A 20,040-nucleotide genomic window follows, 5' to 3' on the forward strand; every position below is an offset into this window, starting at 1 on the left:
AGCGCGGCCAGCCGACGCTCGTCGCGATCGGCGCGTCGGCGGGCGGGCCGACCGCGCTGACCGCGCTGCTGCGCGCGCTGCCGGCCGACTTTCCGGCGGCGATCGTGATCGTCCAGCATGTCGACCAGGCGTTCGCGCTCGGGATGGCCGAGTGGCTCGACGGCTATACGCGGCTGCCGGTGCGCGTCGCGCGGCAGGGCAGCGTGCCGCAGGCCGGCGAGGTGCTGCTCGCGGCGACCAACGATCACCTCTACCTGTCGCCGCGCGGCGTGCTCGGTTATACGCGGCATCCGGTCGAGACACCGTACCGGCCGTCGATCGACGTGTTCTTCAACAGCGTCGCCGACGGCTGGCAGGGCGAAGCGTTCGGCGTGCTGCTGACGGGCATGGGGCGCGACGGCGCGCTCGGCCTGAAGGCGATGCGCGCGAAGGGCTGTCACACGATCGCGCAGGACGAAGCGACGAGCGCCGTGTACGGAATGCCGAAGGCGGCCGCCGCGATCGGGGCGGCGTCGGCGATCCTGCCGCTCGAACGGATCGCGCCCCAGCTGATCTCGCGCATCACGCGTCCGCTGCGCGACTGACGGCGCTCGACGGGCCGGCGGCGCCGTCCCGTTCCGCTGCGCCGGCGGCCGCATTGCGGGCGTCGCGTACTCGCGTACAATGGCGGCCTGCGGAGATGGCATGCCTCCCTGCGGTCGTACGCGGCGCGTTGCGCACGGTGCGGCCCTCAACCGCCGGTAAGCCCGGCTGATGATGCCTGCGTGTTCCTGGGTCGTCAGGAGGTCGCAGGCCGTCCATGCGGTATTCTGCCGCCCAGGTTTTGATGTTCCGTCGAATCTGGAAATCATGTTCTTCACGACTTCTGCCGATCTTCTCGCGACCGTGCGCTACGTGTGCCGCTGGCTCGCGCTCTCGGCCCTGCTTGGCGCACTGGCCGGCACGGCTTCCGCCTTGTTCCTGATCGCGCTCGATTGGGCGACCGGCACGCGCGTCGCGCATCCGTGGCTGCTGTGGGGGCTGCCGGCGGCCGGTTTCGCGACCGGCTGGATCTACCATCGCTTCGGCCAGTCCGTCGCGCGCGGCAACAACCTGCTGATCGACGAAATCCACGACCCGAAAGCGCTCGTGCCGAAACGGATGGCGCCGCTCGTGCTCGTCGCGACCGTCGTCACGCACCTGTTCGGCGGCTCGGCCGGCCGCGAGGGCACGGCCGTGCAGATGGGCGGCGCGCTCGCCGATCGCGTCACGCACGTGTTCCGTCTCGATCGCGAACATCGCCGCGTGCTGCTGATGGGCGGCATCGCGGCCGGTTTCGCATCGGTGTTCGGCACGCCGCTCGCGGGCGCCGTGTTCGGGCTCGAGGTGCTGGCGATCGGGCGCGTGCGGTACGACGCGCTGCTGACCTGTGTCGCATCCGCGATCGTCGCGGATGTCGTCTGCCGCGCGTGGGGCGTGCATCACACGGCCTATGCGATTCCGTTCGTGCCGGCCGTGTCGGCGACGGGGCTGGCCGTGACGGTCGTCGCGGGCGTGGCGTTCGGCGTGGTCGGGCGGCTGTTCGCGTTCGCGACGCATGCGCTGACCGCGTGGTTCCGCCGCGTCATCCGTTATGCACCGCTGCAGCCGGTGCTCGGCGGCCTGCTGGTCGCCGCGGCTGCCACCGCGTTGAACGTGCCGCAGTATCTCGGCCTCGGCATCCCGACGATCGAGGCCGCGTTTCACGGCCCGTTGCCGCTCTACGACTTCGCGGGCAAGTTCGCGTTCACCGTCGTCACGCTCGCGTCGGGGTTCAAGGGCGGCGAAGTGACGCCGCTGTTCTACATCGGCGCGACGCTCGGCAACGCGCTCGGCCAGGTGCTGGCGCTGCCGGTGCCCGTGCTCGCGGGGCTCGGCTTCGTCGCGGTGTTCGCGGGCGCGGCCAACACGCCGATCGCGTCGACGATCATGGCGATCGAACTGTTCGGGGCGGATATCGGCGTGTATGCGATCGTCGCGTGTGTCGTTGCGTATCTGTTCTCGGGGCACGCGGGGATTTATCGTGCGCAGCGCGTGGCGGTGGGCAAGGGCGCACAGGCCGAAGCCGAATGATGCGGGCGAGGCAATGCGTCGCGGTGCTTGCGGGAGGGGGAAGGTGTCGTTGCTGGTACATCTGATCGGCCCGGGCGGCGCCGGCAAGACCACGGTCGGCGCGATCGTCGCGGAGCGCCTGAACTGGCGGTTCGTCGATGTGGATCGATGTTTCCTGGCGGAGCACGGGAACATCGCCGATTTCATCCGGGAGCGCGGTTATGCCGAATATGCGTCGCACAACGTCCGGCTGTACGAGCAACTCAAGCGTGACCTGTCGGCGCCTGCGATCTGCGCGGTGTCGTCCGGGTTCATGCTGTATCCGGACGATGTCGCGCCGGCCTATCCGGCACTTCGCCGTGACATCGAGGAGGACGGCTTGACCGCGCTCCTGTTGCCTTCGTTCGATCTCGAACGCTGCGCGAAAACGGTCGTGGCCCGGCAAATGTCCCGGCCTTATCTGAACGCGAACGAAGCCGACGAGATGCGCAAGATCCGCGACCGGTTTCCCGCCTTCATGCGCCTGAACTGCAGGCGGTTCTCGAGCGACGGCACGCCCGACCACGTGGCGGGCGACATCGAACGCTTCATCGTGGCGTCGATGCCGTCGAGTGAACACGATCCGTGTCCGGTCGCGGGCGGCGGCCCGACGCATCCATGCGGCACCCGCGGTGCCGGAAACCGGGAGCACGACATTCGATGACGCTGGAAGACTTTCTGATCGAAGCGCGGCGCCTCGCCAGGCCATGCCGTCAATATCGCTTCGCGAGTGGCGGGGAACCCGTCACCGGCTACTGGCATGGCGTTGAAGCAGGCGCGCCGTGCGTCTCCGTCGAGCGGGACGGCACCTGGCTGAACGTGTATCTCGACGAGGGCGGGACATCGGGCCGCGCGGAAACCGCCGCGCAACCCGTCCGGTCGGACCGCCCGCTGTGCCGATCCGACGCTACGTCGCTCCCGCCGGTCGAAGCGGTGTTCCGCTTCGGCTCAGCCGCGATCGACGCCTATCTCGACGCGCACGGCTGGCAACGCGACTGGGGATTCAACAGCAACTTCAAGGGCATCGCGGCACACGACTACGAGCGTGAGTGGATGGCGCAATGCCCGCTCTACACGGGCGGGGCGGTCGCCGTCGCGGGCGGGTGGAACATGCGCTGGCCCGACGACGACGAACCGGTCGATCTCGATCTCGTCCTCTGGACGTTCGAGGAAGCGGAGCCGTGGGTCGAGGTGTTTTGCGACGGCGGCCGGTACTCGGTGATCCAGCGGATCACCTAGCGCGCCGGCAACCGTTACTGCTTCGGCAGGCGCGCGACATGGCGCGCCAGCAATTCCTCGATATCGATGCCCTTTTCGGCCAGCAACGCCGTGACGACACCGTTCAGTTCGCCGAGCGTTTCCTTGACCGATTCCCGGATCGTGTCCACGACCACCTGCGTGCTGCGCTCGATCTCGATGTTGACCGTGTCGTTGACGCCCTTCGCATCGAAGGTCGTGGCGCGTCGCGTTTCGGGAATCAGCCAGACATCGAACCAGCCTTCGTCGCGGTTGACGTCGGACACCGTCAGGCTGCAGCCGTTGATCGCGATATAGCCCTTTGCGAACACGTACCGCTTGAATGCGTCCGGCACGCCGATGCGCACCATCCGGTTATGCTCGGACGATGCGATGTGCCGGATGGTCCCGGTGAAGTCGACATGGCCGGACAGCGGATGCCCGCCGATCTCCGCGCCGTCCTTCGCGGCCCGCTCCACGTTGATCCGCGCGCCTGTCGTGAGGTCGGCCAGCGTGGTGATTTTCAGGCTCGGCAGCATCACGTCGAAGTCGATCAGTTCCGGCGAATGGATGGTCGTCACCGTCAGGCAGACGCCGTCGACCGAGACGCTGGCGCCGATCTCGATGTCGTCGGTAAACCGTTCCGGGAATTCGATGCTGAAGGTTCTCAGTTCCCCGTGGTCGGCGATGGTCTTGATGGTGGCAACGCCCTGGACAATTCCTGTAAACATGGTCGATCCCTTGTCGCAAACTTGCTGGCCCACATGATAAGGGATACCGGAAGAGGCGGCCTGGCGGCGCGCGGCTTGCGGAGGGGCGGGCGGAATTCGCGGCCGAAAAAAAGGCCGTGCACCTGGCACGGCCTCGATCCGGATCCATTTGTCGACGCGCGCCGGCGGTGATGACCGCACCACCGGCGCGCGTCGCGCCTTTCTTGCGTCACGCCTCGGCCGGCTCGCCGAGCGGCCCGGCATGATTGTCCGCCGTGCGCCGCGGCGAATCGGCGAGCCCCTTCGCGAGTTCGAGCGCCTGCCGCTCGAACAGCCGGCGATAGATGCCGCCGTCGATGCGGATCAGCGCGTCGTGGCTGCCTTCCTCGATCACCTTGCCGCGGTCGAGCACCAGCAGCCGGTCGAGCGCGCGCACGGTCGACAGCCGGTGTGCGACCACCAGCGTCGTGCGACCGACCATCAGCCGCTCCATCGCCTGCTGGATCAGCAGCTCGCTTTCGCTGTCGAGGCTCGACGTGGCTTCGTCGAGGATCAGGATCGGCGCATCGGCGAGGAAGGCACGCGCGATCGCGACCCGCTGGCGTTCGCCGCCCGACAGCTTGATCCCGCGTTCGCCGACCAGCGTGTCATAGCCGTCCGGCAGCGCGGCGATGAAGTCGTGCGCGCTGGCGAGCCGCGCGGCGCGCTCGATGTCGGCCCGGCTCGCGTCGGGGCGTGCATACGCGATGTTCTCGGCGAGCGTACGGTGGAACAGCACGGGCTCCTGCTGGACGATCGCGATCTGGCTGCGCAGCGAATCCTGCCGGACCTGCGCGATGTCCTGGCCGTCGATCGTGATGCGGCCGCCCGACACGTCGTACAGGCGCTGGATCAGCTTGATGAACGTCGTCTTGCCCGACCCCGAGTGGCCGACGAGGCCCACCCGCTCGCCCGGCGCGATGCGCATCGAGAAATCGTCGTACAGCGGCACCGGATGGTTGCCGTAGCGGAACGTCACGTGCTCGAAGCGGATCTCGCCTTGCCCGATCCGGATGGCCGGCGCGCCGGGACGATCGTCGATGCCGAGCGGCTGGCGTTCGAGCGCGACGAGTTCTTCCATGTCGTTGACCGAGCGCTGCAGGTTGCGGATGTGCATGCCGACGTCGCGCAGGTAGCCCTGCAGCATGAAGAACATCGTCAGCGCGAACGCGATGTCGCCGACGCTCGCCTCGTCGTTCGCCCACAGCCGCAGCGCGACGCCGATCATCGCGGCCTGCATCGCGACGAGCATCGCGCCCTGCAACCCGCCGTTGAGCGTGCCGCGCACCCACGTGCGGCGCGTGCGTTGCCGCCACTTGCCGATCACGCGGGCGAGCCGCGCTTCCTCGCGCGTTTCCGCGCCGAATGCCTTCACGACCGCGTTGCAGCTCACGGCATCGGCGAGCGCGCCGCCCATGCGCGTATCCCACAGGTTGCCGAGGCGGGCGGCCGGCGCGACGATGCCGAGCGACACCGCAACCGTCACCGTGATGTACAGCAGCGAACCCGCGCCGACGACGAGCCCCATCACGGGCCAGTGCGTGCCGAGCAGCACGGTTGCACCGACGAGCATCGTGACCGACGGCAACAGCGCGATCAGCACGGTGTCGTTCAGCAGGTCGAGCGCCCAGATGCCGCGCGTGATCTTGCGCACGGTCGAGCCCGCGAAGCTGTTCGCGTGCCAGTCGGTCGAGAAGCGCTGCACGCGATGAAACGACGCGGCCGCGATCTCGCTCATCATCTTCAGCGTGAGCGTGATGATGTTCAGGTAGACGCCTTGTCGCAGCACCGTCGCGCCGAGGCCGAGCGCGGCGAGCGTGCCGAACGCGACGAGGGCCGCATGCCACGCGGCGGCGCGGTCGGTCAGGCCGGTCGACAGCGCGTCGACGAGGCGGCCGGCGAACAGCGGCGTGAGCACGTCGGCGAGCGCGGCGAGCAGCGCGAGGCTCGCGACCGTGGCAGTGCGGGCCGGCTGCTTGCGCCAGTAACGGAAGGTGAAGCCGAAGACGGCCTGGAATGCCTGGCCGCCCAGATGGGTGGTTTTTCTGGTCATTTATCGTTGCCCGGCGCATCGCGCGACGGGGCTTTCCGGTTGGGCGAACATCGAAAACGCAACAGCCGGGCCGCGCGGAAACCGTGCGGCGAAACGAAACGGGCTGTCGGGAAACGGCGCGGCTGACGGGTTAGCAGAAAACTCGGGAGCCGGCGCGGACGGCGGGCTGGATCAGCTGCGCCGTGGGACCACGTTCGGGAAGGTTGCTGGCATTCGGAACATCTGCACCTCCCCTGAAGTGAACGGTTGAAAGGACGCCGAAAAGACGTGGAAAGATTCTATCAGCAGTGCCGCGCGCCCCGCAACGTCTGACGAATGCCGCGTTGCAGCGTCGATACGGTTAGTATTCAGGGCTTCGGCCCTTCTTTTGCGGGCCTTCCACAGTGCGGCAGCGCAGGGGCCGGCACACGCATCGATTACACTTCGACGTTTGCGGCGCACCGCGCCGCGGCCCTCGCAGATTCACCACGATACATTCCTGAGGAAACGATGAGCGACGTTCAGCAAGGCATCCTGACCCCGATCGATACGGCGGCCCGATACCTCACTTTCACGATGTCGAACGACGGCAATGTGGCGGCGGCGCTGGCCGCGCTGCGCGAGATCGTCGACGGACGCGACACGGTCGTCGGGTTCGGACATGCGCTGGCGGCGCACCTCGGTCACCCGGTGCCGGGCCTGACCGGATTCCCGGCGTTCGCGGTGAAGGACCGCACGCTGCCGGCGACGCCGGCCGACGTGTGGGTCTGGCTGCGCGGCGACGATCGCGGCGAGATCGTGCTGCGCGCGCGGGCGATCGAACGCGCGCTGGCGCCGGCGTTCGCGTTGCAGGATGCGGTCGACGGTTTCCGTTATTCGAACGATCGCGACCTGTCCGGCTACGAGGACGGCACCGAGAACCCCGAAGGCGACGAAGCCGTGGCCGCGGCGATCGTGACAGGGCAGGGCGCGGGGCTCGACGGTGCGAGCTTCGTCGCGGTCCAGCAATGGCTGCACGACTTCGAGCAGATGGAGCGCATTCCGTCGGGCGACATGGACAACATCATCGGGCGCCGCCGCTCGGACAACGAAGAACTCGACGACGCACCCGAGTTCGCGCACGTGAAGCGTACCGCGCAGGAAAGCTTCGAGCCCGAAGCGTTCATGCTGCGCCGTTCGTCGCCGTGGTCGGACGCGCGCCGCGCGGGGCTCTACTTCGTGGCGTTCGGCTGCTCGTTCCGCGCGTTCGACGTGCAGATGCGCCGGATGAGCGGCGCGGAAGACGGGATCGTCGACGGCCTGTTCCGCTTCACGCGGCCGCTGACGGGCGCGTATTTCTGGTGCCCGCCGATGAAGGACGGCAAGCTCGACCTGTCCGCGCTCGGACTGTAAGCGCCTGACGGGAGCGACGAACGGGGGGCCGCGCATCGTGCGCGGCCCCCGTTTCCTTTTGCGCGGCGATTTGCGCGGTGATCTTGAGTCGTGTGCGTTGCGTGTCAGTTCAACGTCGTGTCGATCCGCGTGCCGCGCTTGATGAACTGCGTGACCGGCGTTTTCTCGCAGATTTCGGCGAGGCGCTGGCGTTGCGCATCGTCGAGCGGGCCGTCGAGCGTCACGACACGGCGCACGTACTGCGTGCCTTCGCGATCGGCATGCAGCTCGGTGCGCACGCCGATACGCGCGGCCGGCCACGCCTTGCGCTGCATGTACATGCGCAGCGTCGCGGCCGTGCATTGCGCGAGGCCGGCCAGCACGAATTCATAGGGCGCCGGCCCGCGATCCTGGCCGCCCTCGCGTGGGGCTTCGTCGCCGGTCAGCGCGTGGGTGCCGGCCTGAAGCTGGACGACGTAATCGGGCGCATCGGCGTCGAGGACGGCGGCGGCGTGGATGAGCGACATGGCAAGTCTCCGGTCAGCGGGAAAAGGAAAAAGGGAGTCGGAAAGTGGAAAGTGGACGCCGCGCGGCGGCGCGCAGCCGTCAGCATACCGCTCCGATGGCAATGGCGACGGCGATGGCGCGCGCGATGCGGCTACGCGTCCGCGCCGCCGGCACTGCTGCGCACGAGCGCGGCGATGCGCTCGCGTACCCACTGGTGCGCGCGATCGGCGTCGCGCGATTCGTGCCAGTACGCGAGGAGCGGGAACGGCTTGAGCCGCAACGGCAGCGGCCGCACGACGATCGGCAGCATCGCGGCCATCCGCAACGCATAGGTGTGCGGCAGCGTGACCAGCAGGTTGCCGGTCGCGGCGATCTGGCACGCGGCGAAATAGTGCTGACAGGTGAGCCGGATATCGCGAAAGCGGCCGTCGTTGCCGAGCAGCACGTCGAGCGATTGCGGCTCGCCGAGCGACGACACCGCGACATGCTGCGCCGCGAAATAGTCGCCGCGCCGCAACGGCTCGCGCGCAAGCGGATGATCGCGGCGCAGTGCGACGACGAGCGAATCGTCGAGCAGGTGTTCGGTGGCGATGCGCGGGCCGGTCGGCACGCGGCGATCGACGGCGAGATCGAGATTGCCCGATGCGAGTTCGCGTTCGATCCCGGCTACCGCGATGCGACGGCTCACGAGCCGCAGGCCCGGCGCTTCGTCGGCGAACGCCGCGACGATCCGCGGCAACGCGATCGATTCGAGCACGTCGCGAATGCCCACCGCGATGCTCAGGTCGAGCGTCGCGGGATCGAATGCCGACGGCGCGCGCGCGGTGCCTTGCAGACCCTTCAGGTGCAGTTGCACGTCCGTGATGATCGAGCGCGTGCGTTCGGTTGCGACAACACGGTTGCCCTGGCGCACGAACAGCGGATCGTCGAAATGCGCGCGCAGCCGGTTGAGCGCGTGCGTGACGGCCGGCTGCGTGAGATGCAGCGCGCGGGCGGCCGCGCCGATGCCGCCATGCACGTAGACGGCGTCGAGCACGCGAAACAGGTTCAGGTCGAGACGATGGTCGGCGGGCACGGGGCGCGGGTGGCGTGGTGAATGGTGGAGCGATTCTAAAGGATGCGCAGGCAACGGATACCCAGGCTTTCCTGCGTGGCGATCGACGGTATTGAATACATGGGGATATCGTTTGCGCCGATATTCGACTGTGCATTTATCCGGATACCCGACGCAATTCGTCGTCGTGAAAATGCACGGATTTCGATGTACACAATCGTAACAATTGGCGATATCGGCCCGTGCAATTCCGCACCGGCCCGCCAGCAACCCCTGGCAGCCTGTAGTAATCCGCCATCATGCTGTCCACGTCGGCCATTTCGCGCCAAAGCCGCGACCCGTTCGGCTAAGATGCCGTCGCTTCATATTTCGGGATAGCCGTCCTGTCGCACGCATTCAAACCAAATATAAGCCTGACAGTTCGACGGTATTAGAAGAAGTCGAAACAAGTCGGGGGCTTGGCCAGTGAATGCAGCAGATCAGAGGTGGGTCGTTATCTATTTGAGTACGGGGTTTTCGTTGGCCCAGGCCGCGCGTATCGGCGAGGCTTTCAATCTGGCGAATCGCCTGCACGCACACAGTGCCGACTATCAGTTGAAGTACGTATCCGAAAGCGGGGGGCTGTTGCAGTCGTCGTCCGGCGTGAGCATCGCGGCCGATCCGCTCGGCGACGAGCACGGTCGCCGCGCGCTCGCGTTCTTTCATCTTCACGGCGACCGTGCGGCCGTCAACTGGGACGACGCATTGCAGCGCCGCCTCACCGACATCCGCCGTCATGCGCGCTGGATCGTCGACGCGATGGACCTGCCGACGCTCGCGGCCATGCAGCGACCGTCGACGGCGATCGAAGGGCGGCCGGGCCGGGCCGGCCGCCGGGTCGCCACGACGGTCGAGTTGCCGGCCGGGGAAGCCGACGTGTTCGCCGCGGTGCTCGACATGTTCCGCGTCGATCTCGGCGACGGCGCCGCGCAGGAGATCGCCAGCAACATGCTGCGGCCGGTCGAGCAGCGCTATGCGCAGTCGATGTGGGCCTTTCGCGAGCTGAGCGCGAGCCCGTCGATCCGGATGTCGGCGCAGCGGCTGCGCGCGCAGAGCGTGAACCGCATCTCGATCGCGAACGCCGCGCAGGCCGCCGCGATGAGCGAGCGCAATTTCCTGCGGCGCTTCAAGAAGGAGATCGGCGTGACGCCGACCGAATTCGTCCAGCACGTGCGGCTCGAGCGCGCCTGCCACATGCTGGTCCACACGACGCTGCCGGCCGACAAGGTCGCGCGCCGCACCGGGTTCGGCAGCGGCGAGCGGCTCGCGAAGCTGTTCCGCCAGCGCATGCTGATGTCGCCGACCGAATATCGCGTCTCCGAGCGTGAAAGGATCCTCACTCGCGGCGCCCCGCCGGCCGATGCGCACGGGGAGGCCTGCGACGGCGCCGGGGGGCAATGCGCCCCGTGCGCCGCCGCGCGGGAAAAAACCGGACGGATACCCGTAGAATCGTCCTGTCGCGATTTCGATTCCCGGTTTCCATGTCCTTCCTCCCCACCACTGCCACCGCCCCTTTCTGCCCGTCGGAAGTAAAGGGCAGCATCACGATCGATGCCGGCGCGCCGCGCTGGCAGAAGCTCAAGCGCTTCTTCGGCCCCGGCCTGCTGGTCGCGATCGGCTACATGGATCCAGGCAACTGGGCGACCGACATCCAGGCCGGCTCGCAGTTCGGCTATTCGCTGCTGTGGGTCGTCGCGTTCTCGAGCCTCGCGGCGATCTTCCTGCAGATGCTCGCGGCGCGGCTCGGCCTCGTGGCGGGCAGGGATCTCGCGCAGGCCAGCTACGACCGCTACGGGCGGTTCGGTCGCATCGTGCAGTGGGTGACCGCCGAAGTGTCGATCATCGCGTGCGACATCGCGGAAGTCCTCGGCTGCGCGCTCGCGTTCAAGCTGCTGCTCGGCGTGCCGCTCGCGTGGGGGATCGTGCTGACCGCGCTCGACACGGTGATCGTGCTCGGCCTGCAGGGCAAGGGGTTCCGGCAGATCGAGGCGATCGTGCTCGCGCTGATCGCGACGATGGCGTTCTGCTTCGTCGCGCAGGTCGCGATCACGCCGCCCGACTGGCACGCGGTGGCCGGCGGGCTGGTGCCGGGCGATCCGGGGCACGACCGCAAGGACGCGATCGTGCTCGCGCTCGGCATCGTCGGCGCGACGATCATGCCGCACAACCTGTACCTGCATTCATCGGTCGTGCAGACGCGGCGGGTGGTCGGCGGGGCGCGCGGGGTGATCCGCGACACGCTCGCGCTGGTGCGCATCGATACCTGCGTGTCGCTGTTCGTCGCGATGCTCGTCAACGCGGCGATCCTGATCGTCGCGGGCGCGGCGTTCCATGCGACGGGCCAGCACAACGTGACCGACATCGAGCAGGCCTACAACCTGATTACACCGATCGCGGGCGGCGCGGCCGCGCTGCTGTTCGGCATCGCGCTGCTCGCGTCGGGGCAGAGTTCGACGCTCACCGGCACGATCGCCGGCCAGGTGATCATGGACGGCTTCCTGCATACGAAGATTCCGTGCTACCAGCGCCGGCTGATCACGCGCGGGCTCGCGCTCGTGCCCGCGCTGATCGGCGTGCTGTGGCTCGGCGACGGTTCGGTCGGGAAACTGCTGGTATGGAGCCAGGTGCTGCTGAGCCTGCAGCTGCCGTTCGCGATGTGGCCGCTGATCCGCTCGGTCAGCGATCGCAGCACGATGGGCGAGCACACGATCGGGCGCGGGATGCAGGCCGCCGCGTGGGCGCTGTTCGTCGTCATCACCGGCACGAACCTGCTGCTGATTACCGGTGTCGCGGGCTGATACAGCCTGTCACAGGCTGACACAGTCGCGCGGCGCGCATGCGGTAAACTGCGGCCTTTCGATCGTCGTCCGAAGTCCGTTATGTGGAGTGAAATCAGCAACATCGGCGATGCCGCGCTGACCTTGCCGATCGCGCTGACCTGCGCGGCCTGGCTCGCGCTGACCGACTGGCGCCTCGCCGCCCGCTGGGGCGTGCTGCTCGCCGTCGGCATGAGCGTCGTCGGCGCCACGAAGATCCTGTATGCCGGGTGCGGCATCGAGCTTCCGCAATTCGATTTCCGCGTGATCAGCGGCCACACGATGCTGTCGACGTCGGTGTGGACCGTCGCGCTGTCGATGCTGTGGCAGGCGTTCCGGACGGGCAAGGTGCCCGGCATCGCGGCCGGGCTGGCCATCGGCGCGGTCACGGCCGTCGCACGCGTGTTCGATCATTCGCATACCGTTCCTGAAGTGATCGTCGGCTGGATGCTCGGTGCGCTGGTCGCGCTGGTGTTCCTGCGCGGCTACGACGGTGTGCGGCAGTGCGCATTCTCGCCGCGCGTCGCGGCCGTCTGCCTGCTGCTCGTGTCAGGCATCGCGTACGGGCACCGCGCGCCGTTCCAGCAGATGATCGACACGCATTCGCCGCAACTCTGCGCGTTCGTGCGCGCGCCGTCGGGCGACGGTTTCTGACGGTCGCCGGCCGCGGTGCGCCGGCGCCGCTTTCCTGCCGATTTCCTGCCGCATTCGCCCGGCGGTCGCGCGATTCCTCGCCGCCCGTTTCCCGATTGCTTCCTCGCCTGCGCGGAACTCGACCCTCGCCGTTACACGATTCGACGAACCGGCCGGTCTGCGTGACCGGCCGCGCCGGCTTGCGCGTGCGTGCCGTCACGCGAAGGTCATGAGTCGAGCCTATGACCGGGCATAACGAAGATTCATTTCATCGATCGGCGGCATTCGCGTACGCTGGCTGTCGTTCAACCGGGGCAGGCTGCCCGGCGTGTCCGGCGCGCGTCACGCTCATCTCGATATACTCGCGGAAACCGTGCGGTGCCTCGTGATGGCGACGCACGGTCAACCGGCCCGCGCTGGCGGGAACCGGCACGGAACATCCGTCGCGGCAGCGTTCCGCGACGACGATTCACGATAGGAGATGGTCACATGACAGTCGTTTCTTCGCGCCTTGCCGGCAAGTGCGCATACATCACGGGCGCCGCGGGCGGCCTCGGCCGCGCGATCGCGCGCCGGATGGTCGAGCAGGGCGCGCGCGTGTTCGTGACCGACATCGCCGACGCGGCGGTGCTCGACGCGTTCGCGCAGGAACTCAACGCGGGCCATGCGACGCCGGTCGCGTTCGCCGCGACGCAGGACGTGCGCGACGAGGCGCGCTGGCAGGCGCTGCTCGCGCAGGCGGTCGACGCGATGGGCGGGCTGTCGGTGCTCGTCAACAACGCGGGCGTCGGCTCGATCGGCTCGCCCGCGCAAATCGAGCTGGACGAATGGCGGCGCGTGATGGCGATCAACGTCGAGAGCATCGTGCTCGGCTGCAAGCATGCGCTGTCGTATCTGGCGGAAAGCCATCCCGCATCGATCATCAACATCTCGTCGGTCGCCGCGTTCAAGGTCGAGCCGGATTTCACCGCGTACAACGCGTCGAAGGCGGCCGTCGCGTCGCTCACGAAGTCGGTCGCGATCGACTGCGCACGCCGCGAGCTCGACGTGCGCTGCAACTCGATTCACCCGGCGTTCATCCGCACGGGCATCGTCGAGCCGCTGTTCCAGACGCTCGGCGAACGCGACGCGACACGCAAGCTCGCGCGCGGCATTCCACTGCGCCGGCTCGGCGAGCCGGACGACGTCGCGCACGCGGCCGTTTATCTTGCGTCCGACGAGAGCCGCTTCGTGACGGCCGCCGAACTCGTGATCGACGGCGGCATGTGCGCGGTCTGACGCGCATCCCGAACAACAACGACCGGAGGAGTACATCGTGTCCACACCCGTGAACCGCCAACTGCTGCTGAAGACGCGCCCGGAAGGGCGGGTCGGCCGTGAACATTTCTCGCTCGTCGAAGCGCCCGTGCCGGCGCTCGCGGACGGCGAGGTGCTCGTGCGTGTGCTGTACCTGTCGATGGACCCGACCAACCGCGTGTGGATGAGCGACGTGCCGCAGTACCTGCCGCCGGTGGCGATCGGCGAGGTGATGCGCGCGCTCGGCATCGGGCGCGTGGTGGCGTCGCGCAACGCGGGTTTCGCGGAAGGCGATCTCGTGCAGGGGCTCGTCGGCTGGCAGGACTACGCGGTCGTGCCGGCCGACCAGGCCGCGCAGCTCGTGAAGCTGCCCGCGCAGTCGGGCCTGCCGCTGCCGATGCTGCTCGGTGCGTGCGGGATGAGCGGACTGACCGCGTATTACGGGCTGACCGACATCGCGCCGGTGCAGCCGGGCGAGACGCTCGTCGTATCGGCGGCAGCCGGTTCGGTCGGCTCGATCGCCGGCCAGATCGGCAAGATCCACGGCGCGCGCGTGGTCGGTATCGCGGGCGGAGCGGACAAGTGCCGCTACCTGACCGAGACGCTCGGCTTCGATGCGGCCGTCGACTACAAGGCCGACGATTTCCGTCAGCAGCTGAAGGCCGCGACGCCGGACGGCGTGCACGTGAATTTCGAGAACGTCGGCGGCGAGGTGATGCGCGCGGTACTGTCGCGGATGGTGATCGGCGGGCGCGTCGCGCTGTGCGGCGTGATCTCGAACTACAACAGCGGCCGTGCGGCGGACGACGTCGGCGTGCTGATCTCGAAGCGGCTGACGATGCGCGGCTTCCTGATCCTCGACTATCGCAAGAGCCGCGAGGCCGTGCAGACGCTCTCGGGCTGGCTGCGCGACGGCCGGCTCAAGGCCGAGGAGACGGTTGCCGACGGTCTCGAAAACGCGCCCGACGTGCTGAATCGCCTGTTCGACGGCGACCATCGCGGCAAGCTCGTGCTGCGCGTCGATCCGGACGCGTGACCGGCCCGCGGCACGGCGTGCGATGTCGTTCGCACGCTGCCGCGAGGGGGTGTCGACCATGATGCGTTCGATCAACCGGGCCTAAGTTTCGGACTTGTCTCATATATTGTCGGGGCGTGTCTCCCTAAAGTGATTGCCAGCAGATGGCGGCGTGACCGACGCGTCACGTCGCCTTTTTTTCTGGTTACACGGAAGAGGAGCGTAAACATGCGAAACGACGCGAAGCGGGCGGCATCGGCGGCGACGCGCAATCGAACGGTGCGGCGCGCCGGTACTGTGCCGAGGATGGCGATCGGGCTTGGTGTTGCGCTTGCGACGTCGAGTGCAATGGCGGCCGGGCATGCCGCGCCGGGCGGTATCGTGCGGTTTGCCGGCGCGCTCGTCGATCTCTACGACGTGACGCTCGACGCGCGGTCGGGCGTGGTGGTCCCGGGACGCGAGGTGGAGAGCGGCGGTGCGGTGGCCACACTGCGGTTCGATGCACATGGCCGGCGCTTGCCGGGGGCTCATGTGGCGCTGGTCGGGCCCGACGGCGCGCCGTTCGTACCGGATGCCGCGTCGGGTGTGCGCGCAACGTGGCGCGATGCGCGCGACGATCGAAGCGTGCCGCTGGTATCGGGCCGCCCGTATCGCGTGGGTCCGTATGGCGGCGTGATGACGCTCGCGGCGGATGACGCGACGGGCGCCGTGGCGCCCGTCGTGATCCGCATTCGTCATCCGTGACGGCGAATGTCCGCAGGGGCGTGGCACGCGGCCACGCGTTGCGTCATTCGCCCTGTTCGGCGCGTGCGTAGATGTCCCAGCTCGCCATGAACAGCGCGGCGACGAGCGGCCCGATCACGAAGCCGGTGATGCCGAACAGCGCCATCCCGCCGAGCGTCGAGATCAGCACGACCCAGTCGGGCATCTTCGTGTCCTTGCCGACGAGGATCGGGCGCAGCAGGTTGTCGACGAGGCCGATCACGCCCACGCAGAACGCGACGAGGATCGCGCATTTCCACACCGCGCCGATCATCAGGAAGTAGAGCGCGGCCGGCACCCATACGAGGCTCGCGCCGATCGCGGGCAGCAGCGACAGGAACGCCATCAGCGCGCCCCACAGCACGACGCCTTCGATCCCGAGGATCCAGAAGATCAGGCCGCCGAGCGCGCCCTGCACGAGCGCGACCGCGATGTTGCCCTTCACCGTCGCGCGCACGACCGTCGTGAACTTGGCCAGCAGCAGGTTCTTGTGCTCGTCGTCGAGCGGCAGCGCGCGGCGTACGCGGCGGCCGATCTCGCCGCCGTCGCGCAGCAGGAAGAACACCATGTACAGCATCACGCCGAAGCTCACGACGAACTGGAAGGTGTTCTGGCCGATGCTGAGCGCCTGGGTTGCTGCGAGCTGGCTGATCTGCGCGGCGCCATCGGTCAGCTTCTTCTGGATGCCCGGGAGGTTGCTCAGGCCGTATTTCTGCAGCAGGTGCTGGATCGACGTAGGCAGCGCGTGGATGATGTCCTGGAAGTACTGCGAATAGTTCGGCTGCGCGGTCTTGATTTCCTGGTACACGTACGCGATTTCCTGCACGAGCGTCGCGGCGACGAACACGAGCGGCAGGATCACGATCAGCACGATCAGCGACAGCGTCACGAGCGCGGCCAGGTTGCGCCGCTTGCCGAAGCGTGCGGCGAGCCACCGCTGCACGGGCTGGAAGAGGATCGCGAGTATGGTGCCCCAGAACACGGCGCCGGAGAACGGCGTGAGAATCCAGCAGAGTCCGACGGTGACCGCGGCCAGCAGGAAATAGAAGAATTTTTGGTGGTCGTGTCCGCTATCCATGGATGACATTCGCGCAGATTGATGCGTGGTTTGATTGAATCTCGTTGCCCCGTGCGCGATCGGTTCGCGATCGTCACGCGTTCCCGGCGCAACGCGCTGCGGGCGGCCATCCGCCGGGCGGCCCGAACCGGAGTATGCCCGCAAAGGTGCCGCCATCATAGCGGCTACGCGCGGCACATGCGAAAACGCCGCGGCCGAGGCCGCGGCGCTGCCGGGAAGCAAACGCGGCGCAACGCCGCGTGCCGCATCGTCAGATGTTGAGCTTCGTGACCTTCGTGCCGTTCACCGACAGGTCGCCCATCAGGCCGGCGTTGGTCAGGATCAGCACCTCGACCGGTGCGGTGGCCGTGTTGGAGTCGACCGCGCCGTTCGCGCCGACCTTCACGACCGCGACCGACGCGTCGGCGCCGGCCGACCAGCCTTCGGACTTGCGGAACGAGTCGAGCGCATCCTGCGTCATGAACAGGAACACGATCGCCTTCGACTGCGCGCCGGCCTGCAGGCCGACCGACAGCGACGACGTGTTGTAGTAGCCGACCGTGCTGCCGCCGACGCGCAGCGCGCCGTTGCCGGACTGGCCGCCGACGATGAAGCCGGCCTGCAGCACGCTCGGGAACACGAGCACGCCGCGCGATTTCGCGACGAGTTCACGCGAGCCCGGCACCGTCGAATAGAGACGCGAGAGCGTCGCGTTGACGCTGGCGTCGATCGACTGGCGCTTCGACGCGCTGGCCGCGGCGCCTTCCGGCTTGTCCGGGGTGGTCGTGCAGCCGGCGAGCGCGAGGCTGCCGAGCAGGACGGCGGCGGCCGCTTTCATGGCAAAGGTCTTCTGCATGGCGTTTCTCCTTCTTTGTCTGATTGATGACGGACGGGGCGGGCGGCGGGACGGCCGGCTCCGTTCAACGGCGGGCAAGGAGCAGGCCCGCAACGAACGCGAGGCCGGCAACGACGCCGGCGGTTTGCCACGGGTTGTCTTGCACGACCTGCGACACGCGTTCGGCGGAATCGCGCAGCCGGGCGGCTGCGCTGCCCGACGCATGGTCGAGCGCGCCGCGTGCTTCATCGAGCCTGGATTGCACGCGCTTGCGCAGCGCGGCGATATCGCCGTCGCCGTCGTTTTTCAGCAGATCTTCGAGTTCATCGACCAGCCCGCGCAGATCGTCGGTGACGTCGGCATGCAGGTCGCGGGCGGCCGAGCGCGTCGTGCGTCCCACGCGCCGGCCCGTGCGACGAATGTCGGACAGGCCGCGGTCCAGCTTGTGTTCGATCGAGTCAGTGAGCGCCATGGTGTTTATCCTCCTTCGATTCAAGGCCAATTTGAAGATAAGACGAATCCCAGCAACTAATGTGATTCGCTTGGCCCGGTTGAGTTTCGAGACAAATTTTCAATTCGTTGGCGGAATTGCCTGGAAGCCCCGCCACGCGGGGCCGCGAGAAGATTGAAAAAAATTCTCAAATGGGCGAAACGCGTGCAACAAGAAGCGATACGAAGTGAATGTCCGGTAAATATGGCGTCGCCCGGGGTGCCAGGTAAATAGTGCCATTGCAGGCGATGGGCTGATGCAAATGCACTAATCGACGCCGTACGGGCGAGCAGGGTTTGTGCCTGCGACCGGCATTCGCGGGCCGTTGTCCAGTGCGAGGTCGACGACGACGGGATCATGGTCCGACGATCGATACGCGTCGGGTGCGTAATAGGACGACCGAACTGCGGCCGTTTTGTAATCGGGCACGGGTTGCAGTGCAAACGGCTCATCGGCGTTGATGTGCCAGACGTGCACGGCTTTGACGCGCGCGGTCAGGGCCGGCGTCGCGAGCGCGTGATCGAGGCTGCCGGCCTCGCCGCGAAATACGTAGCTGTACGCAGCATCGCCGACGAAGCGCGCCACCAGGTTCGCGTAGCCGCGCGACTCGAGCGCGCGAACCGGATCTTCCTTCGCGTAGCTGTTCAGGTCGCCGACCAGCAGTACGCCATCGGCCGCGGCACCGGTCGGCGATCCGGCGAGCCAGTCGGCGATGCGCACGGCGGCCCGCGTGCGCGCCGCGTTCCAGCAGCCCTGGCCGTCCGACCGGTCGAGATCGGCGCCGGTCGCGTCCGGGCAGTTCTTCGATTTCAGGTGATTGACCGCGACCGTCAACGCGCGCGTGCCGCCGATGCGCCGGAATGTCTGCGCGAGCGGCGGGCGATGCCGGCCGCCGAGCGAGACGGTCGCGGCGCGGCCGACCGGCTCGATCGTGCGGCTGTCGTACAGCAGCGCGACCGCGATTGCATCGCGGCCGAGCCGCGCGGTGCCGGGATCGACCGCGCGCCAGCCTTCGCCAAGCCGCGCGGCGAGACGCCGCACGGCGCTCGCGTCGCCGTGGCCGTTGTTCGCGATTTCCATCAGCCCGATCACGTCGGCACGCAGCGCGCGCAATGCCGCAACGATCTTCGCCTCCTGCCGCGCGAACGCGGCGGGCGTTTTCGCTCCTCGGCCGGTCGGGGCATCGAATCCGCCGCCGTGCCCGTCACCATTGAAATAGTTGAATACGTTGAACGACACGATGCGCGCGTCGGCATCGGGATGACGGGCCGGCGCATCGGTACGCGGGTTCGAGGCGGCATCGAAGAGCGGCGCCGCGCCGGCCACCGGTTGCAGCCGCCATGCGCCGTAGCGCAGTTCGAGCACACCCTCGACGCCGCGCACCGTGTAGCCCGCGCGCAGCGTGTTGGCGGCGCTGAGCGCGGGGGGCGGATAGCGCACGGTTGCGGGATCGCGGCGGGTCGAGCCGTCGTCGAGCACGATGCGGTTGAGTGCGTTGGCTGCCGCGAGCGCGGCGGCCTCGGCCGGCGGTGCGATGTGGGTCGGGATGCGCAGCCGGCCGTGGCTGAGGACGACGCTGCCGTAGCGGCCGAGTGCGTGGGTATCGCTGACCGTCAGCGTTTGCGGCAGGCGCACGCGCATGCTTTCATGCGCGGCCAGCACCGATAGCGTGGCGACCGGCAGCGTGAGCGTCGCCGGGGTGACGGTCTGCCCGCGTGCGCAGACGGTCATGTCGCCCGACAGCGTGAATTGCGTCCGGCCGTATCGCTCGTCGACGCGGCCCGTGAGATGCACGAGATCGCCGGCCTTCGCACGCGCGTTCGGTGCGTACACGAACACGCCTTCGGGGACGCCCGGCCGGTGCCGTCGCTGCGCGTCGGCCTGCTGGACGAAGAAGCCGCCCAGGCCGTCGGCACCGGCGAATGCCGCGGTGACGACCGCTTCGATCGAGGTCGTTTGCCCGGCCAGCGGCGACGGGCCGCCGGCGCCGCGGAGGTCGGCAATCGGCGTGGTTGCGCCGCCGCAGCCGGCGCTGACCG

General features: G+C 68.1%; 19 protein-coding genes and 1 riboswitch. Of the genes, 11 read left to right on the forward strand and 8 right to left on the reverse strand.

What is annotated here, in order from left to right:
* The 4 genes from DPV74_RS26715 to DPV74_RS26730 form a co-directional block, all read left to right on the forward strand.
* Positions 1–584, forward strand: a 584-nt coding sequence (locus tag DPV74_RS26715; RefSeq protein WP_276139576.1) for a chemotaxis protein CheB, incomplete at its 5' end; no start/stop codon positions are given.
* A gap of 82 nt (positions 585–666) precedes the next feature.
* A riboswitch (Fluoride riboswitch) is annotated at positions 667–770 on the forward strand.
* A 79-nt stretch (positions 771–849) separates the two neighbouring features.
* Entirely contained in the window at positions 850–2,091 is a 1,242-nt protein-coding gene (locus tag DPV74_RS26720; protein ID WP_021157617.1) for a voltage-gated chloride channel family protein, read from the forward strand.
* On the forward strand, positions 2,042–2,773 hold the full coding sequence (locus tag DPV74_RS26725) for a shikimate kinase (RefSeq protein WP_240440021.1): 732 nt from the start codon (positions 2,042–2,044) through the stop codon (positions 2,771–2,773). The genes DPV74_RS26720 and DPV74_RS26725 overlap by 50 nt, the downstream gene beginning before the upstream one ends.
* Positions 2,770–3,348 (forward strand): hypothetical protein, encoded by a 579-nt coding sequence (locus DPV74_RS26730; RefSeq protein ID WP_119338279.1) that lies wholly within the window; start codon positions 2,770–2,772, stop codon positions 3,346–3,348. Before DPV74_RS26725 ends, DPV74_RS26730 begins: the two co-directional genes overlap by 4 nt.
* Before the next feature lie 14 nt (positions 3,349–3,362).
* On the opposite strand, the gene DPV74_RS26735 is transcribed toward DPV74_RS26730, so the two are convergent.
* Both DPV74_RS26735 and DPV74_RS26740 read right to left on the reverse strand, forming a co-directional pair.
* Positions 3,363–4,076 (reverse strand): riboflavin synthase, encoded by a 714-nt coding sequence (locus tag DPV74_RS26735; RefSeq protein ID WP_027791004.1) that lies wholly within the window; start codon positions 4,074–4,076, stop codon positions 3,363–3,365.
* Positions 4,077–4,284: 208 nt separating this feature from the next.
* The gene (locus DPV74_RS26740) at positions 4,285–6,147 is read right to left on the reverse strand and encodes an ABC transporter ATP-binding protein (RefSeq protein ID WP_059684495.1); all 1,863 of its coding nucleotides are present in this window, start codon (positions 6,145–6,147) and stop codon (positions 4,285–4,287) included.
* Positions 6,148–6,636: 489 nt separating this feature from the next.
* On the opposite strand from DPV74_RS26740, the gene DPV74_RS26745 reads away from it, so the two are divergent.
* Positions 6,637–7,518 (forward strand): Dyp-type peroxidase, encoded by an 882-nt coding sequence (locus DPV74_RS26745; RefSeq protein ID WP_021157611.1) that lies wholly within the window; start codon positions 6,637–6,639, stop codon positions 7,516–7,518.
* 104 nt (positions 7,519–7,622) lie between these two features.
* On the opposite strand, the gene DPV74_RS26750 is transcribed toward DPV74_RS26745, so the two are convergent.
* Positions 7,623–8,024, reverse strand: a complete 402-nt coding sequence (locus DPV74_RS26750) for an OsmC family protein (RefSeq protein ID WP_027791007.1) — start codon at positions 8,022–8,024, stop codon at positions 7,623–7,625.
* 131 nt (positions 8,025–8,155) lie between these two features.
* The gene (locus tag DPV74_RS26755) at positions 8,156–9,079 is read right to left on the reverse strand and encodes a LysR family transcriptional regulator (protein WP_048022219.1); all 924 of its coding nucleotides are present in this window, start codon (positions 9,077–9,079) and stop codon (positions 8,156–8,158) included.
* A 498-nt stretch (positions 9,080–9,577) separates the two neighbouring features.
* On the opposite strand from DPV74_RS26755, the gene DPV74_RS26760 reads away from it, so the two are divergent.
* From DPV74_RS26760 to DPV74_RS26785, 6 genes are all read left to right on the forward strand, one after another.
* Complete coding sequence (locus tag DPV74_RS26760) at positions 9,578–10,630, forward strand: helix-turn-helix domain-containing protein (protein ID WP_119338280.1); 1,053 nt, start codon at positions 9,578–9,580, stop codon at positions 10,628–10,630.
* Positions 10,579–11,895 (forward strand): Nramp family divalent metal transporter, encoded by a 1,317-nt coding sequence (locus tag DPV74_RS26765; protein ID WP_059693895.1) that lies wholly within the window; start codon positions 10,579–10,581, stop codon positions 11,893–11,895. The genes DPV74_RS26760 and DPV74_RS26765 overlap by 52 nt, the downstream gene beginning before the upstream one ends.
* A gap of 81 nt (positions 11,896–11,976) precedes the next feature.
* A complete protein-coding gene (locus tag DPV74_RS26770) occupies positions 11,977–12,567 on the forward strand; it encodes a phosphatase PAP2 family protein (protein WP_119338281.1) in 591 nt (196 codons plus the stop codon).
* A 468-nt stretch (positions 12,568–13,035) separates the two neighbouring features.
* A complete protein-coding gene (locus DPV74_RS26775) occupies positions 13,036–13,824 on the forward strand; it encodes an SDR family oxidoreductase (RefSeq protein ID WP_048022225.1) in 789 nt (262 codons plus the stop codon).
* Between the two features lie 37 nt (positions 13,825–13,861).
* Positions 13,862–14,878 carry an NADP-dependent oxidoreductase gene (locus DPV74_RS26780; RefSeq protein ID WP_119338282.1) on the forward strand — a complete coding sequence of 339 codons (1,017 nt, stop codon included), beginning with the start codon at positions 13,862–13,864 and terminating at the stop codon, positions 14,876–14,878.
* 207 nt (positions 14,879–15,085) lie between these two features.
* On the forward strand, positions 15,086–15,601 hold the full coding sequence (locus DPV74_RS26785) for a thioesterase (protein ID WP_119338283.1): 516 nt from the start codon (positions 15,086–15,088) through the stop codon (positions 15,599–15,601).
* A gap of 43 nt (positions 15,602–15,644) precedes the next feature.
* Here the strand turns inward: DPV74_RS26785 and DPV74_RS26790 are convergent, their stop codons facing one another.
* From DPV74_RS26790 to DPV74_RS26805, 4 genes are all read right to left on the reverse strand, one after another.
* The gene (locus DPV74_RS26790) at positions 15,645–16,697 is read right to left on the reverse strand and encodes an AI-2E family transporter (RefSeq protein WP_027791014.1); all 1,053 of its coding nucleotides are present in this window, start codon (positions 16,695–16,697) and stop codon (positions 15,645–15,647) included.
* A gap of 250 nt (positions 16,698–16,947) precedes the next feature.
* Positions 16,948–17,532, reverse strand: coding sequence for a YSC84-related protein (locus DPV74_RS26795; protein ID WP_027791015.1), 585 nt, complete (start codon positions 17,530–17,532; stop codon positions 16,948–16,950).
* A 64-nt stretch (positions 17,533–17,596) separates the two neighbouring features.
* Entirely contained in the window at positions 17,597–17,983 is a 387-nt protein-coding gene (locus DPV74_RS26800; RefSeq protein ID WP_021157600.1) for a YqjD family protein, read from the reverse strand.
* Between the two features lie 285 nt (positions 17,984–18,268).
* Positions 18,269–20,040 (reverse strand): ExeM/NucH family extracellular endonuclease (locus DPV74_RS26805; protein ID WP_119338284.1); only part of this gene is annotated, 1,772 nt, incomplete at its 5' end.

The organism is Burkholderia sp. HAN2018, assembly GCF_024704855.1.
GTDB lineage: Bacteria > Pseudomonadota > Gammaproteobacteria > Burkholderiales > Burkholderiaceae > Burkholderia > Burkholderia cepacia.

What these genes read in the sequence shown, in the direction of transcription:
- DPV74_RS26785 (WP_119338283.1), top strand. Translation starts at nt 15,086, where the DNA reads ATGCGAAACGACGCGAAGCGGGCGGCATCGGCGGCGACGCGCAATCGA.
- DPV74_RS26750 (WP_027791007.1), bottom strand. Translation starts at nt 8,024, where the DNA reads ATGTCGCTCATCCACGCCGCCGCCGTCCTCGACGCCGATGCGCCCGAT.
- DPV74_RS26720 (WP_021157617.1), top strand. Translation starts at nt 850, where the DNA reads ATGTTCTTCACGACTTCTGCCGATCTTCTCGCGACCGTGCGCTACGTG.
- DPV74_RS26730 (WP_119338279.1), top strand. Translation starts at nt 2,770, where the DNA reads ATGACGCTGGAAGACTTTCTGATCGAAGCGCGGCGCCTCGCCAGGCCA.
- DPV74_RS26775 (WP_048022225.1), top strand. Translation starts at nt 13,036, where the DNA reads ATGACAGTCGTTTCTTCGCGCCTTGCCGGCAAGTGCGCATACATCACG.
- DPV74_RS26770 (WP_119338281.1), top strand. Translation starts at nt 11,977, where the DNA reads ATGTGGAGTGAAATCAGCAACATCGGCGATGCCGCGCTGACCTTGCCG.
- DPV74_RS26740 (WP_059684495.1), bottom strand. Translation starts at nt 6,147, where the DNA reads ATGACCAGAAAAACCACCCATCTGGGCGGCCAGGCATTCCAGGCCGTC.
- DPV74_RS26745 (WP_021157611.1), top strand. Translation starts at nt 6,637, where the DNA reads ATGAGCGACGTTCAGCAAGGCATCCTGACCCCGATCGATACGGCGGCC.
- DPV74_RS26790 (WP_027791014.1), bottom strand. Translation starts at nt 16,697, where the DNA reads ATGGATAGCGGACACGACCACCAAAAATTCTTCTATTTCCTGCTGGCC.
- DPV74_RS26800 (WP_021157600.1), bottom strand. Translation starts at nt 17,983, where the DNA reads ATGGCGCTCACTGACTCGATCGAACACAAGCTGGACCGCGGCCTGTCC.
- DPV74_RS26765 (WP_059693895.1), top strand. Translation starts at nt 10,579, where the DNA reads ATGTCCTTCCTCCCCACCACTGCCACCGCCCCTTTCTGCCCGTCGGAA.
- DPV74_RS26795 (WP_027791015.1), bottom strand. Translation starts at nt 17,532, where the DNA reads ATGCAGAAGACCTTTGCCATGAAAGCGGCCGCCGCCGTCCTGCTCGGC.
- DPV74_RS26735 (WP_027791004.1), bottom strand. Translation starts at nt 4,076, where the DNA reads ATGTTTACAGGAATTGTCCAGGGCGTTGCCACCATCAAGACCATCGCC.